The sequence below is a fragment of the Arthrobacter sp. E3 genome (genome assembly GCF_017353415.1).
In the GTDB taxonomy this organism is placed as follows: Bacteria; Actinomycetota; Actinomycetes; order Actinomycetales; family Micrococcaceae; genus Specibacter.
On record NZ_JAFMPX010000033.1, the window covers coordinates 1 to 14,241 of the forward strand.

Sequence of the window (14,241 nt, forward strand, 5' to 3'; positions counted from 1 at the left end):
CGAACCCCACGACCACTGCCAATCGACGGAAACCATTAATAACGGGCAGAAGCGTCACCACCAAAACCGGCAGAACTGTCACCGATGTGTTGATACAGAAGTGTCACCGATGTCCTGCGACATAACAGGGACAATTTCATACATGGCGTCATGCAGGACAGGAGTCTTGCCCCAGGCGAACACCACTATTGTCGCCACAACCATGCCAGCAAGGGCTCCCCGTGCGGTGAGCTTGCGCCAGTAGAGGCTCAGCAGCACAATGGGCCCAAATGCCGCTCCGAACCCGGCCCACGCGAAGGCCACAAGTTCCAAGATGCTCGCATTCCGATCCAGCGCAATGAGTACCGCAATGACGGCGATCACCAAGACACCGAGGCGCCCCAGAACGACCTGCTGTTTGGCTGTGGACTTGCGCCCAGCCATGTTGTAAAGATCTTCCACCAACGCCGAAGAGCAAACAATGAGCTGCGAGGAAATGGTGGACATGATGGCCGCCAGCACTGCAGCCAGGACCAAGCCTGCAACGAAGGGGTGGAAGAATATCTGGCTCAACTTCAGGAAGACCGTCTCGGGGTCATCCAAGCCCATGGAGGGGTTCTCAGCGAAGTAGGCGATGCCGACCAGCGCGGTGGCAACCGCCCCGGCCGCGGACAGGATCATCCAGCTGATGCCAATACGGCGGCCGGCTTTGGCGTCCTGCGGTGAGCGCAATGCCATGAACCGCACAATAATGTGGGGCTGGCCAAAGTAGCCCAAGCCCCAAGCTGCGGTGGAGAAGATGCCCACCATCCACACCAGCGTGTTTCCTTCGCCAAAGCCCCTGAACAAGTTCAAGTTGTCCGGATCGATGGTTTGCAGTCGGTTCACAGTGGCACCAATACCGCCGGTCTGCACCACGGCAACAATCGGTACCACGATGAGGGCGGCGAACATCAAAAGTCCCTGGGCGACGTCGGTCAGGGTTGCGCCAATAAAGCCGCCAAACAAGGTGTAGGCCAAGGTGACCACCGTGACCACACCCATCCCCACAAGGTACGGCCAGCCGAAGGAGCCCTCAAAGAACTTACCGGCGGCCACCATGCCCGAGGAAACATAAAACGTGAAGAACACCAAAATAATGACGGCAGTGACAATGCGCAACACGTGCGAATTTTCCTTGAGCCGTTTCTCAAAGAAGCTTGGAATGGTAATGGCATTTTGTGATATCGCCGTGTAGGAGCGGAGCCTGGGCGCCACAAATTTCCAGTTGAGCCAAGCTCCGATGGTGAGTCCAATGGCGATCCATGCCTCGACCAGGCCGGTGAGGTAAATGGCGCCTGGAAGGCCCATGATGAGCCAACCGGACATGTCGGACGCTCCGGCTGAAAGGGCGGCAACACCCGGTTTCAGTTCTCGTCCGGCCAACATGTAGTCGTCGAGGTCGTCGGTTTTCTTGAAGGCAAAATAGCCGATGGCGAGCATACCCGCCATATAGACGGCTATTGCCATTAGTTGAAACGCATGATCAGTCACGAATTGTTCCTCTGCATTCTTTGACACCTCATCGGATTATCTGATCATGGGATCGAGTTGAGCATCCAGATCAGCTGGATTGTCGCAATGAATGGCGGCCAATAGTTCGGACAGTTCGTCCGAACCTATCAAAATTCTCTTCCTGCCGCGATACTAATAGGCGAAATCATGGGCAAGTTGGCGAGACGCCGGAGGGTATGACACCCCTCGCCCCTGCCCGCCGCAACCTCCAACGCCTATGCTGGTAAAACCTATTCCTCCGCACGAAGGAGCACCCAGTGACAGCCACCCTGAGCTACCGCCACCTGTTTGGCCCCGGTCCCAGCAACTGCTATCCGGAGGCAATTTCAGCATTGGGCAACCCTGTGCTGGGGCATCTTGATCCACTGTTTTTGGAGACCATGGACAAGACCTGTGAGGGGTTGCGCAAAGTGTGGGGAACCACCAATGCCCGGACCCTGCCACTGAGCGGGACCGGGTCCGCTGGCATGGAAGCGGCGTTCGTCAACACTGTTGGCCCCGGGGATGTGGCAGTCATCGCCGTCAACGGCATGTTTGGCGGGCGCATGTGTGAGATAGCCCGGAGGGCGGGGGCCGAAGTGGTGCCGGTGGAGCACGCGTGGGGCCAGCCGATCGATCCAGAACGAGTGGCCGCAGCCCACCCCAACCCCAAAGTCATCGCTGCCATCCACGCCGAAACCTCCACCGGTGTCCTTTCAGACATTGCCGCCCTTGGCCAGCTCAAGGGCGACGCCCTGCTCCTCACCGATGCCGTCACTTCCATTGGCGGCCTGGAACTGCTCGCCGACGAATGGGGCATCGATGTGGGTTACGCCGGCACGCAAAAGTGTCTCGGCGTTGCGCCCGGACTTTCCCCCTTCACCATCTCCGACGCAGCTTTTGAACGCCGCATCAAGGACCCCCAGTCCTGGTATTTGGATTTGGGTCTGCTGGGCGGATATGTCGGCAGTGCCAGCGGCAGCAAGCGCACCTACCACCACACCGCACCGGTCACCATGATTGCCAGCCTTGAGGCAGGAGTGGGACGGGTTCTGGCAGAAGGGCTCGACGCCGTTCAAGCCCGGCACAATGCCGCCGGTCTGGCGCTGCAGAACGGTCTGCAGGAGATGGGCTTGGAACTCTTTGCCGCTGAAGGGTTCCGGCTGCCCAGCCTGACCACCGTGAAAGTGCCCGAAGGTGTGGACTCCGCTGCCGTGCGCGCCTACCTCTTGGAGCGATTCAGCATCGAGATTGGCGCCGGTGTGGGCGAGTTTGCTTCCAGGGTGTGGCGGATCGGGATGATGGGTCCCAACGCCAACCCGGGCTCGGTGGTTTTGGTCCTTGGTGCGCTGCAGGAAGCCATCGCCAAGTACTAAGTGAACCTTCCTCCTCCGGCAAGGCGGGGCTAAGGTGTGGTTATGAGCAGAAAACCAGAGCGTGGGGATCATGCGTTCACCCACAATCAACCCGACATTGACCCCTTGGGCGCCATCTACTCCGAGATGGTGACCCCGGACATCGAGGAAATGACCGAGCACGCGGAAAGAATGGCAGAGGAAAAGGAAACAGAGCCGGACGAGATGTAAGCCGACCCTGCAGCAGCGCCCAGTTGCGCCCCAGGTTCTGGCATGCTTGTGGGACCATGGAAAAAATCGCCGACACCCCGCACACCGTGTCCGTCTACTCCACCCCCACCCGGGTGCTTGCCGCGATTGCTTGGGGCTTCTGCGCCTTCTTGGCCCTTAATCTGATCCTGACAGGCACACCTGCCTCGATCTGGCACTTCCTGCCCTGGCTGCTACTCACCGCGTGGGGAATCCACGTGCTGCTGTGGCGCCCGCGGCTGCTGATCCGCTCCGACGGCCTGGCCGTCAGCAATATTCTGCGCGACCACGAAATCCCCTTCGGCGCCCTCATTGCCATGCGGGTCCTGCAAACGGTCAGCTTCGACACCACAGCAGGGCGCATTGCCAGCTGGGGTGCCCCCGGGTCTGGCAAGCTGGGTCCGAAGATGCGCACAGATGCCAGTGGCGCCCGCACCGCAGCCTCCCTGCCACACACTCAAACCTTGATCCAAACAGCCTGGGATGCGTGGGAACGAAGCCGTACGTCAGACAGGAAGCACGACGGCGGCACCCCCTCCCCCAGCCTCAGCTCCCCCCAGGTGTCCCCCGGCGCCCATCCGGGCACCCAGCCCGGCACCCCGCAGGGGGTGGCAAGCCGCTGGAACATGCCGACCGCCGTCGTCGGTGTCCTTTTAGCCGTCCTTGCCCTAGCAAGCATGATCACGTAAGTCCGTACACAAAAGGTCCGCACCCCCACTCACGAAGAGCGGGGTGCGGACCCTTGCCGTGCAGCCAGGAATCTAGCTCTTGAATCCCACGGTGGTCCAGTCGATTGACTGGAACTGTGCCGCACCGTAATTGACCAGACCGTCCTTCACACCCAGCGTGTTGGGGGTGGGCGTCAACGGGATGACGGGGGTGTAGGCGAAGATCGTCTTGTCGATCTCGTTGGCCAGTTCGATGCGCTTGGCCGGGTCCAGCTCTGCGTTGGCTTTCTGCCACATGTCGCCGAGCTTGTCATCGGTGATGCCGGAGAAGTTCTGTCCCGCATCCTTCGGGTAGAAGATCGACTCGGACGAGGCAACCGGGTAGGCGGTGCCCGACCAGGCGAAACCTGTCATTTCAAAGTTGGACTTGAGCACGTAGTCGGAGAAGAACTTGTCGGCCGGAACCGTATCATTCTTGACGGTGATGCCCACAACCTTCAGGTTGGCTTGGATCTGCTTGAAGATCTGCTCCGACACCGGGTTGTTGGCATCAAGCGTGTAGGTGATCTCCAGCTTCTTGCCGTCCTTTTCCTGAGTGCCGTCGGCGGCCTTCGTGTAACCGGCCTCCTTCAACAGTTCCTCTGACTTGGCGGTGTCGAAACCGATGACGGCGGTTGCATCATCCTCGTAGCCCTTCTGGCCGGGCATGTAGATGTAGCTGTTCTGGCTGGCCACCGGTGCGCCGATGGGGCTCAGGCGGCTCGCGGAGATGGTGTCGCGGTCAACGGCGCGTCCCACGGCCTGGCGGACCTTCACATCAGCCAGCGCTCCCTTGGAACCGTTCAACGTGATGTGGTTCCACGTCAGGCCGCCGGACTGCTGGATGGCGCCGTCAGTGCGCTTCTTGGCGGTGTCGTAGTTGTTCTTGTTCGTGCCGATGCTGAACGCGTCGAGTTCCTTGTTGGCGTACGCCTGCGCGAGGGCGTCACGGGAGACGACCTTCATGACGATTTTCTCCAGCTTCGGCTTTTGGCCCCACCACTTCTCGTTCGGCATCAACGTCACAACCTGGCCGGCGGCGTCCACGTTTGAGACCCTGAACGGCCCACTGGATGGCAGCGGCTTGGACTTGTAGCCTTCGTTGAAGGCCTTCACATCCGCGGCGACCGCGGCTGGCAGCACGGGAGTTTGGACCGAGCCCGCCGTACTGCCTCCCAAGATCGAAGGCCAGTCTGCGTTCTTGTTCTTGAACGTGATCTTGAAGTTGAAGTCGGTGTCTTCGCGGGTCACCGATTCGATGTCCTTATAAACGTTGTCGCCAACAATCTGATAGTCCGCATTGGTGCCATTGTTGGCCTTGATGGTGGCGTCATAGTCCTTGTAGGTGATGGGTGTGCCATCTTCCCAGACCGCCTTCGGGTTCAGCTTGATCTCAACAACCTGGGGGTCTTCGCCGGCGAGTTTCACGTCGGTGGCATAGTCCGGGTTCAGCGCCCAGCCGCCGTCAACGGTGTTGACGACCGGTCCTCCCGTGGTGGGATCCAGGATTTCGCTGCCGGCCTTGACGTTGCCGTCGACCTGCATGGTGTTCCAGTTATCCGGCATCTGGTCCACGGCGAGCGTCAGCGTGCCGCCGTCCTTGACCGAGGCATAGTCGGCCTTGGTCCAGGCCGTGGTGGGCAGCAAAGCAGTGTCGGCAGCACCCTTGCTGTTATCCACTGTGGGCTTGTTGTCTCCGCCTCCGCCGCCGGCACTGCAGCCGGTGACAGTGAGCGCAAGAGCAAGTGCTCCGGCTCCCAGCATCTTGTTGAAGTGTTTCATTGTTTCCTCCCATTGAATGGTCCTGGCCGGTCATCGGTGGTGTCCGGCCAGGGCGGTGGTTGTGGTCAGACTGTGGTGGTCATGAGGTCGATGTATTCAGCGTGGTGGCACGCCACGCGGCTGCCCTCCACGGGTCTTTGGATGGGATCTTCGCTGCGACAGCGCACCTGGCCCGCTGCGTCCATCAGCTTGTACAGCGGGCAGCGGGTGCGGAAATTGCAGCCGTTGATGTCCTCGGTGGGGCTGGGCAGGTCGCCTTCCAAAATGATCCGCGTCCTGCTGCGCTCCACCGTGGGGTCAGGCACCGGAACAGCGGAGAGCAGCGCCAGCGTGTAGGGGTGCTGCGGATTCTCGAAGATCTGTTCCGCCGGCCCACTTTCCACGATCCGGCCTAGGTACATGACGGCAACGGTGTCAGCAATTTGGCGCACCACCGCCAGGTCGTGGGCAACGAACAGGTAGGACAAGCCAAGTTTTTCCTGCAGGTCCTGGAGCAGGTTGATGACGCCGGCCTGGATGGAAACATCCAAGGCCGAGACAGGTTCATCAAGCACCACGATCTTCGGATCCGTGACCAAGGCCCGGGCAATTCCGATGCGCTGGCGCTGCCCACCGGAAAATTCGTGCGGGTATCTCGAAGCCATGGACGGGTCCAGCCCCACAAGGTCCAACACGTCCCGGACCTTTTGCAGGCGTTCGCGCGCGGGGATGCCGTGGACAGTCAACGGCTCGGCCACGATGTCCTGAACGGGAAGCCGGGGATCCAATGACGCCATGGGGTCTTGGAACACCACTTGGATCTCTCGGCGCAGCGTCCGGCGCTCCTTGGCGCTCAGCGTTGCCACATCCACGCCGTTGATGGTGACGCACCCGGACTGGGGCTTGGCCAGTTCCAGGATCTCCATGATGGTGGTCGATTTGCCGCAGCCCGATTCACCCACAAGGCCCAGGGTCTGGCCAGACTTGATCTCGAAGTCCACCCCGTCCACGGCACGCACCATGCCGATGGTTTGTTTGAAGATGGAACCCCTGGATAGCGGAAAGTGGCGTTTGAGTGCCTCCACCGCCAGCACGTTCTCAGAGGCAACATCTGCCCGTTCGGCCGCGATGACCGGCTCCGGTACGGGGTACAAGTGGCCGCGGTCCAGAGCCCCGCTGGCAATTTCAGCCACCCGCAGGCAGGCCGAGGAGTTCAGCGGGTCAGTCCCAATGAGGGTCAGCGGGGGTTCGGTGGTGCGGCAGGCGTCGATGACCACGGGGCAGCGCGGGGCGAAAGGGCACCCAGGAGCCAGGTTGCTCAACTGCGGTGGGCGTCCCTCCAAGGGGACCAGCCGGGTGTGGCCGGCCGTGGCCAGGTTCGGCATGGAGCGCAGCAGTCCGATGGTGTAGGGCATCGACGGTTGGTGGAACACCTGATCCACGGTGCCGGTCTCCACAATCCGCCCGGCATACATGACGGCGATCCTGTCCGCGTTGCCCGCCACCACACCAAGATCGTGGGTGATGAGCACCACCGCAGCGCCCGTCATGTCCTTCGCCTTCTGGAGCACCTCCAGGATCTGCGCCTGAATGGTGACGTCCAATGCCGTCGTCGGTTCATCGGCGATGATCAGGCGCGGGTTGTTGGCGATGGCGATGGCGATCATGGCGCGCTGGCGCATGCCGCCGGAGAATTCATGCGGGAATGCCTGGGCGCGGCGTTCCGGGTTCGGGATGCCCACCACCTTCAGCAGCTCCACCGCGCGGACGTTGGCAGCCTGCTTGGAGAGCCTCCGGTCATGAAGGCGCAACGCCTCGGCGATCTGTGCGCCGATCGTGTAGACGGGCGTCAGTGCTGAGAGCGGGTCCTGGAAGATGATGGAAATGCCGTCACCGCGCAGCCTGGACAGCTCCTTGTCGCTGCGTCCCAGCAGCGAGGTGCCCTCAAAGAGGATGTCGCCGCTGACCTTGGCGGAGGACGGCAGCAGCCCCATGACAGCGAGGGAGGAAACAGACTTGCCCGAGCCTGACTCGCCCACAATGCCCAGGAACTCGCCCTTGTCCACGTGGTAGCTGACGCCGCGGACGGCGGTCACGGAACCTCCGGGCTGAGGGAACGTGACGCTTAGATCGCGCACTTCCAGCAAATGGCTAGATGTCTCCGCCAGCTGGTGTCCCGCGAGCGTACGGGTCTTCGTTGTTGTTGTGGGATGGTTCTCAGTCACGGTTGACTCCGGAGGTTGGGTCGACGGCGTCGCGCAGGGCATCGCCGACAAGGCTGGCGGAGAGCACGGTGAAGACAAGGATGGCGGCGGGGAAAATGAACAGCCACGGACGGGTTGCCGCGGCGCCCTGGCCGGCGGTCAACAAGGTGCCCAGCGAGACATCCGGGGCTTGAATGCCGAAGCCAAAGAAGCTCAGGGTGGTCTCGCTGAGGATGGCCCCGCCAACCCCCAGCGTGGCGTCGATGATCAGCAGCGAGGACACGTTGGGCAGTACGTGGCGGCGGATGATGGTCCAGGTATCAACGCCCATGAACCGGGCCGCCTTGATGAAGTCCCGTTCCCGCAGCGACCTGGTCTGGGCCCGGATCACCCGGGCCATGATCATCCAGCCAAAGCCTGAGAGCAGGAAGATCAACGCAACCCAGGACAGGGACTTGAAAATGGGGCTGAGCAGAATGAACAGGAAGAGGCTTGGCAGCACCAGCAACAGGTCGATGACCCACACGATGGCCCGGTCCCACCAGCCGCCAAGGTAACCGGCCACGGCTCCCACCACGCCGGCAATGATGGCAGCAAGCGGACCCACGAGCAGCCCGATGATCAGTGACTTGCGCAAGCCGACGATGGTTTGGGCGTAAATGTCCTCGCCGATGTCGCTGGTGCCAAACCAGTGCAGCCCCGTTGGGCGGGAGCCCATGTTGTACACGTCAAGATCGGTGGCGTTCCAGGCGTTGGGGACCAGGCCAAAAATGGCCCACAGGATGATCGCGACCAAGCCGATGATGCCGACCCAAAAACGTGGGGTGCTGCGCAGCCGTGAAACCACCAGGCGCAGGCGTGAAACAGGTTTTTTGGAGTGGCTGGTTTCGGGACTGCCGGCGGCAATGTCGCCGATGGGCACTTCGTCAAGCATGGACATGGCTACACCCTCACTCTCGGGTCGAGGGCCGCGTACACAATGTCAGCCAGGGTTCCGGCTATCAGGATCAAAACGGCGTTGAACAAGATCGCGCCGGTAAAGGCATTGATGTCACTTTGCGTGATCGCCTGGACGAGCATCTCGCCCATGCCGTGCCAGCTGAACACAAGCTCCGTGACAGCGGCGCCGGCCAACACCGTGGCGAAGGAGTAGGCAAAATAGGTGGACATGGGAATCAACGCCACCCGGACACCGTGGCGCACCAGCGCCGAACCGCGGGTGCGGCCCTTGGAACGGGCCGTGCGGATGTAGTCCGCGGCCAGCACGTCGAGCATGGCGCTGCGCTGGTACCTGGAATATCCGGCGGCTCCCATCAGTGCCAGCGAAATGGTGGGAAGCAGCAGGTGTGCGGCGCGGTCAAGAACATGGGCCCACCAGCCGCCGTCGAGCCCGGCCGTGTATTCACCGGTGAAGCTGATCAGCTGGATGCCCAGCACGTTATTGAGCATGGTTGCCAGGATCATCAGCAGGATGCCCAACACAAACGCAGGCGTGGCAAGAATGGTGAACGACGCATAGGAAATAGCCTGGTCACTGATCCTGTACTGGCGCACGGCACCCCAAACACCAATGGCGACACCGACGATGGCGGCAATGATGGTGCCCAGGATGAGCAGGCGCAGGCTGGTGCCGGCACGGGCCGTCATTTCACTGATGACGGTGGTGTTGTGGATGGTGTCACCGAGGGAGCCGTGGGTCACCAAATTCACGATCCATGCCCAGAGCCGCTCAATGACGGGGGTGTTGGGATTGACACCCAGTCCGTCCAGGATCGCGTTGATCGTGTCGTCGGAGGGGCGGGGATTTCGGCCCAGGTAGCGGCTGGCCGGGTTGAGAATGATGCTGGCCAAGACATAGGCGCTGAGGGTGGCGATGGCCGACAGAACGGCGTAGTTGATAAAACGTTTTGCTATGAACCCGATCATGGGGCCAGCCTCAATGGTGGCGCAAAAGCGGCATCACGCGTAGAACGCATCGTCCGCTGCTGGGGTGTGTGCAGTGGCATTCATTCATCCTTCAAGCTGGCCCGGTGCGACGGCCTGGGGTGCTGGCCAAACCACAACGGAAGAGCGTTGCTTCCTTAGGTGAAAGCGGCTTGTGGCCTCCCTCACGCACTGTCCCGCCAATGTATCCCAGCTCACACACGGATTGGCCGCGCTGCATGCGCTGAACGAACAAACTGTCCAAAAGGACTACTTGGGGGCAAGTTCACACACACCCCTTCAATGTAGTGTGGATCACACGATTCACGCCCACATCGCGATGGACAAGGAGCGCTTGATGCCTGCACAAAAGAACAAGCACAAGCGCGCTCTGCTCCCTGTTGCGGCACTGCCAGCCACCGCCGTCCGCTACACGGAAGGCGCCGATCTGGCCGCACACCTCATGGATCCGCACCGCAGCCGAACCGTGGTGGTGGTCTCGCATGTGCCCGGTGTACCGCTGCGCATCGATGCAGGCAAAGTGGCGGCCCTGCTGGGCCCGGAAGTCCACGTTGTGGAAATAGCCAACGGCATCCATACCCGGCAATTGCAAAACAGCCTGCCCGACGGCCTGCACGTCTTTGGCAATGGCGCACGCGTGTACCCCCACGGCCCACGATGGAGCACCAGCATGCCGCCGCCACTGGTGCTCCGTAGCGCTGGCTTCCTGCCGCACGTCTACAAGAACTTGGAACGGGATGTTCTTGCCGCCGAACATTTCAAAGCCGGCGAACACACTTCCACTGCCCCGCAACCGGTCCTTTGCGAAGCTGCGGTCTCGGGCTTTCCATCTGCTGACCGGGCCATGCTGACATTGGCTGCCAATGGTGGCCGGGCGGTGATTCGAGGCGCGGACTTGCTGCCCGAGATTCCGTTGGACTGGCTGCTGGCGCAGGGCCAACACGTCACGGGCATCCTGGATCCCGACACAAACATCCTCAATATCAAAGCACTTCTACTCCCCCGCCCCTCGCCCGTGACCGTCTACCAGCACGGGGATGTGGCATTGGCCCGGGTCAAGTCCGTGTGCCCCGGTGTCGCCATGGTGGAGCTCTGGCCCGGCAGTGATTTCCGCATCGACGTGGAACGCATTTCCTCCAACGACCTTGACTCCGCCGAGGACCTCCTGACGGAGGGCGAGGTGGTCCGGGTGCGGGTGGTCTACGAGAATGGTGCCGTGCTGCTGTCCATGCTGGACGTGGACGACGACGAAGCAGCCGTCCCTGCCCCGCCTCTCGTTCGCGGCGGCCCGCCCTGGCTTGACAGCGCCCGGCCGTATGCAAGTTTGTTCACCACCCGCTCCGTAGGCACTGGTGCGGTCCCCACCGATGACATGGCCCAGGAAACCGCAAGCGATTGCGGTACAACCGACGTGTTCGGGGCACCTGAAGTGGCTGCTGGCGACATGCCGGGAACTAAAGAGTCGCTGCTGACCCCTGCCGAGCGGCGCACGGCGTTGCAATCCACGCAGATGCAGCTGGAACAGGCCCGGCACACCATCACCGAGCTGGTGGAGGCACAAAAACGGCAGGGCGCCACGGACAAAGTGGCCAGGGCGCTGCAGGACCAACTCGAAGCCGAGCGCAAGGAATCCAAGGAACTGGCGAAAGAGCTCAATGAGCTGGACCGCGAGAAAGAAGCGCTGCGGGACGAGTTGGTCCGAACGAAGTCGGCCTTGGTGCAGCAAAAGCAGCAGCGCAGATCCTCCACTTCACGCAGCGAGGCCGCACCACAGCAGTTGTTCATGGTGGCCGAGGATCAGTTTCGATTCGAGCTCATGCTGGCTTGGGCACTGAACGTTCCTGCGCAGGATAAGGCCGGGAACCCGTTGGCAAACTTCGCTTGCTCTCAACATTTCCTGGATTCGTGGGCATGCCTGAACGAACAGCAGCGCCGAAAAACCCTGCGCGCAGTGGTCGATTTGGTGGCTGATCGAAAAGGGCCCCTGCGCAAGCGGGATCCCCACCCGTTGCGCCAGAACGAAGGCGCCCACGCCGGACCCACCATGCGAGGCGAGGATGTGTGCATGCGGCTGTACGTGGAACAAGGAACTGCCGGGGCACTGCGTCTCCATTACTGGAAACTTCCGTCCGGGAACGTGGAATTGCACGAGGTGGTCACCCATAGCGTGGTCAAGGCATGAAACGCATCGGAATATAATAGACATTCGCAGAGCCCAAAAATGGGCTCTTTCGAATGTTTAGGTGTGCAGCACTGATGGTTCAGATACCGGCACAGTGGTGTCCATAACTGACGGGGACACTCTCGTGGCTTCCGTGCATGGCAAGAATGAAATCATCCGGCTGTTGAACATCGACACACCGGAAACAAAGGATCCCAACAAGCCGGTCGAATGTCTGGGTGCGCAGGCCACCAGCTTCCTGCGTGGCTTGCTCCCTGTGGGTTCCAAAATCAAGTTGCAGTACGACGTGGAACGCAAGGACAAGTACGATCGCACACTGGCTGCCGTCTTCACTCCTGGCAGCACTTTCGCCAGCGCTGACATTGCACGTGCTGGCTTCGGCACCGCCGTGGCCATTGGGAAGAATACGAAGTTCCTACCTCCGGTCAAGGACGCTGAAAAAGAGGCCAAAGCCAGCGCACGAGGCCTGTACGACCCATCCATTAGCTGCACTTTGCCCGCTCAGGTCGCAGATGTCAGCGATTCCTTGGAAACTGCGACTGCAACCAGTGCCGGCTCCACTGCGGCCGCTACCAGCTCACTGATTTCAGTGGTGACACCTACCATCACCACGGCGAAGGCTGCCGCGGAAGAGCAGAAAAGAGTGGAAGCGGCTGCGAAAGCTCAGGCAGAAGCAGCCGCGGCAGAGGCCGAACGCATCCGGGATCTGCCACCCGTCTATGTACCTCCGGCACCGGCACCTTATGTGCCCCCGGCGCAGGACACTGGTGGCGCCTACCCCGGATACAACGGTCCCCGCTGTTATGCACCGGACGGAAAGACTTGGCGCACTTGCTAATCACGCCTCGGCGGCCCTGAAACCATAGACTGGTGTGACACGTGCAAAAGGAGTAGGTCCCACCATGGGTCAAAACGTTGAACTGGTCAGATTGTTGGATGAGAACGGGAACGAGATCGGCACTGCCGACAAGGCATTGGTGCATACCACCGACACGCCCTTGCATCTGGCATTTTCCTGCCACCTGATCGACGCACAGGGACGCACACTGCTCACGCGCCGTGCCCTTTCGAAGCTGACTTGGCCGGGAGTGTGGACCAATTCGTTCTGCGGACACCCGGCTCCGGGGGAAACTTTTCAGGAAGCCATTGTCCGCCGCGCCGCAGTGGAGCTGAACATTTCGGTCAGTGGCATCCAGCCGGCTCTTCCGGACTTCCGTTACCGGGCCGTTGATGCCTCAGGCATTGTGGAGAATGAGATCTGCCCCGTGTTCACCGCCGCCTATGAGGGCCCCGAAACCATCTCACCCAATCCGGCAGAGGTGTGCGACTGGGCATGGAGCGAACTGGTGGATGTGGAGGAAGCCGTGACGGCCACGCCTTTTGCCTTCAGCCCGTGGCTGGTCCAGCAACTTGCCGAGGGTGTCTACACCGGCGGACGTTTCACTTACTGAGCCCCACCATCACTTCGCTGCGCTCCCACAACTGCCGCGCCAGTGCTGCATCATTTGCCAGGGAACTTGTTTTCGCAATCTTGCGCTTTGCGTAGTACTCCCCCGGCGTCCAATCCTCCCCCGCGAGGGTCGTGGCAAGCCAAAGCAGCGTGTCAGCGCCCTGTTCCGGGGAGAGCAGGACCCTGCGCATAACACCGGCGTATCCGAGGCGCATGAGCCAGGTTGATTCCGCGGCGAAGTGCGTGGCCACCACGCCGGGGTGAAAAGTGACGGCGTTGACGCCGTGGTCCCCATACCGCCTGTTCAGTTCCTTGGTGAAGAGAATGTTCGCCAGCTTGGCATTGCCATACGCGGCATTGGGACTGTAGTGCTGCTGGGCGTCGAGATCGTCAATATTGAATTTGGCCATGACCCTGTGGGCGTTGCTGGAGGTGTTGATGACAGCTGCCCTGGCTTCCACCAGCTGGTCAATCAACAGCGAGGTGAGCAGGAACGGGGCCAGGTGGTTCACCTGAAACGTCTTCTCGTGCCCGTCCACCGTGACTTCCCGGCTGCCCATGATGCCGCCGGCATTGTTGGCCAGCACGTCAATGCGCGGGTATTTCTGTGCCAAGGCTGCAGCCAACTCGCGTACTTGATCCAGCTCGGCGAAATCGGCGACGAAATAGTCTGACTCCAGCTCCTGTGCAATCGCCTTGGTTTTCTCCGGCGAGCGCCCCACCACCACCAGGGTATCTCCAGGGTAGGCGAGCATTTTTGCCGCAGCCGCACCGATTCCGTCACTGGCCCCGGTAATGACAACTGTGCGCGACATGACTGCTCCTTGCATTCGGACGGTATTCGTTCCCAGTCAATCCAACGTGTGAGGTCGTGCAC

General features: G+C 61.2%; 12 protein-coding genes. 6 read left to right on the forward strand and 6 right to left on the reverse strand.

Features of this window, described 5'->3' with window-relative positions; translation table 11 throughout:
• Positions 1–78: 78 nt before the first annotated feature.
• Positions 79–1,512, reverse strand: coding sequence for a sodium/proline symporter PutP (gene putP / locus JMA46_RS13140; protein ID WP_207345799.1), 1,434 nt, complete (start codon positions 1,510–1,512; stop codon positions 79–81).
• A gap of 278 nt (positions 1,513–1,790) precedes the next feature.
• Here putP and JMA46_RS13145 point away from each other — a divergent pair, with 278 nt between their 5' ends.
• Genes JMA46_RS13145 through JMA46_RS13155 form a run of 3 tightly spaced genes read left to right on the forward strand, consistent with a single transcriptional unit; the run spans position 1,791 to position 3,805 of the window.
• Positions 1,791–2,888, forward strand: coding sequence for an aminotransferase class V-fold PLP-dependent enzyme (locus JMA46_RS13145; protein WP_207345800.1), 1,098 nt, complete (start codon positions 1,791–1,793; stop codon positions 2,886–2,888).
• Between the two features lie 42 nt (positions 2,889–2,930).
• Complete coding sequence (locus tag JMA46_RS13150; RefSeq protein WP_207345801.1) at positions 2,931–3,098, forward strand: hypothetical protein; 168 nt, start codon at positions 2,931–2,933, stop codon at positions 3,096–3,098.
• Positions 3,099–3,154: 56 nt separating this feature from the next.
• Positions 3,155–3,805 (forward strand): hypothetical protein, encoded by a 651-nt coding sequence (locus JMA46_RS13155; protein WP_207345802.1) that lies wholly within the window; start codon positions 3,155–3,157, stop codon positions 3,803–3,805.
• Between the two features lie 72 nt (positions 3,806–3,877).
• On the opposite strand, the gene JMA46_RS13160 is transcribed toward JMA46_RS13155, so the two are convergent.
• The 4 genes from JMA46_RS13160 to JMA46_RS13175 all read right to left on the reverse strand — a co-directional run bounded on the left by JMA46_RS13160 (position 3,878) and on the right by JMA46_RS13175 (position 9,714).
• Positions 3,878–5,605, reverse strand: coding sequence for an ABC transporter family substrate-binding protein (locus JMA46_RS13160; protein ID WP_207345803.1), 1,728 nt, complete (start codon positions 5,603–5,605; stop codon positions 3,878–3,880).
• 65 nt (positions 5,606–5,670) lie between these two features.
• A complete protein-coding gene (locus JMA46_RS13165) occupies positions 5,671–7,752 on the reverse strand; it encodes an ABC transporter ATP-binding protein (RefSeq protein ID WP_247647293.1) in 2,082 nt (693 codons plus the stop codon).
• A gap of 49 nt (positions 7,753–7,801) precedes the next feature.
• On the reverse strand, positions 7,802–8,728 hold the full coding sequence (locus tag JMA46_RS13170) for an ABC transporter permease (RefSeq protein WP_207345805.1): 927 nt from the start codon (positions 8,726–8,728) through the stop codon (positions 7,802–7,804).
• A 2-nt stretch (positions 8,729–8,730) separates the two neighbouring features.
• Positions 8,731–9,714, reverse strand: a complete 984-nt coding sequence (locus JMA46_RS13175) for an ABC transporter permease (protein WP_207345806.1) — start codon at positions 9,712–9,714, stop codon at positions 8,731–8,733.
• A 355-nt stretch (positions 9,715–10,069) separates the two neighbouring features.
• On the opposite strand from JMA46_RS13175, the gene JMA46_RS13180 reads away from it, so the two are divergent.
• The 3 genes from JMA46_RS13180 to idi all read left to right on the forward strand — a co-directional run bounded on the left by JMA46_RS13180 (position 10,070) and on the right by idi (position 13,365).
• On the forward strand, positions 10,070–11,914 hold the full coding sequence (locus JMA46_RS13180; protein WP_207345807.1) for a hypothetical protein: 1,845 nt from the start codon (positions 10,070–10,072) through the stop codon (positions 11,912–11,914).
• A gap of 61 nt (positions 11,915–11,975) precedes the next feature.
• Positions 11,976–12,752, forward strand: coding sequence for a thermonuclease family protein (locus JMA46_RS13185; RefSeq protein ID WP_207345808.1), 777 nt, complete (start codon positions 11,976–11,978; stop codon positions 12,750–12,752).
• A 64-nt stretch (positions 12,753–12,816) separates the two neighbouring features.
• A complete protein-coding gene (gene idi / locus JMA46_RS13190) occupies positions 12,817–13,365 on the forward strand; it encodes an isopentenyl-diphosphate Delta-isomerase (RefSeq protein WP_207345809.1) in 549 nt (182 codons plus the stop codon).
• On the opposite strand, the gene JMA46_RS13195 is transcribed toward idi, so the two are convergent.
• Positions 13,355–14,179 carry an SDR family NAD(P)-dependent oxidoreductase gene (locus JMA46_RS13195; protein ID WP_207345810.1) on the reverse strand — a complete coding sequence of 275 codons (825 nt, stop codon included), beginning with the start codon at positions 14,177–14,179 and terminating at the stop codon, positions 13,355–13,357. The genes idi and JMA46_RS13195 overlap by 11 nt on opposite strands.
• Positions 14,180–14,241 lie beyond the last annotated feature (62 nt).

Excerpts from the sequence above, each read along its gene's own strand:
- JMA46_RS13195 (WP_207345810.1), bottom strand. The coding sequence starts at position 14,179 with ATGTCGCGCACAGTTGTCATTACCGGGGCCAGTGACGGAATCGGTGCG.
- JMA46_RS13175 (WP_207345806.1), bottom strand. The coding sequence starts at position 9,714 with ATGATCGGGTTCATAGCAAAACGTTTTATCAACTACGCCGTTCTGTCG.
- JMA46_RS13170 (WP_207345805.1), bottom strand. The coding sequence starts at position 8,728 with ATGTCCATGCTTGACGAAGTGCCCATCGGCGACATTGCCGCCGGCAGT.
- JMA46_RS13150 (WP_207345801.1), top strand. The coding sequence starts at position 2,931 with ATGAGCAGAAAACCAGAGCGTGGGGATCATGCGTTCACCCACAATCAA.
- JMA46_RS13160 (WP_207345803.1), bottom strand. The coding sequence starts at position 5,605 with ATGAAACACTTCAACAAGATGCTGGGAGCCGGAGCACTTGCTCTTGCG.
- JMA46_RS13180 (WP_207345807.1), top strand. The coding sequence starts at position 10,070 with ATGCCTGCACAAAAGAACAAGCACAAGCGCGCTCTGCTCCCTGTTGCG.
- JMA46_RS13155 (WP_207345802.1), top strand. The coding sequence starts at position 3,155 with ATGGAAAAAATCGCCGACACCCCGCACACCGTGTCCGTCTACTCCACC.
- idi (WP_207345809.1), top strand. The coding sequence starts at position 12,817 with ATGGGTCAAAACGTTGAACTGGTCAGATTGTTGGATGAGAACGGGAAC.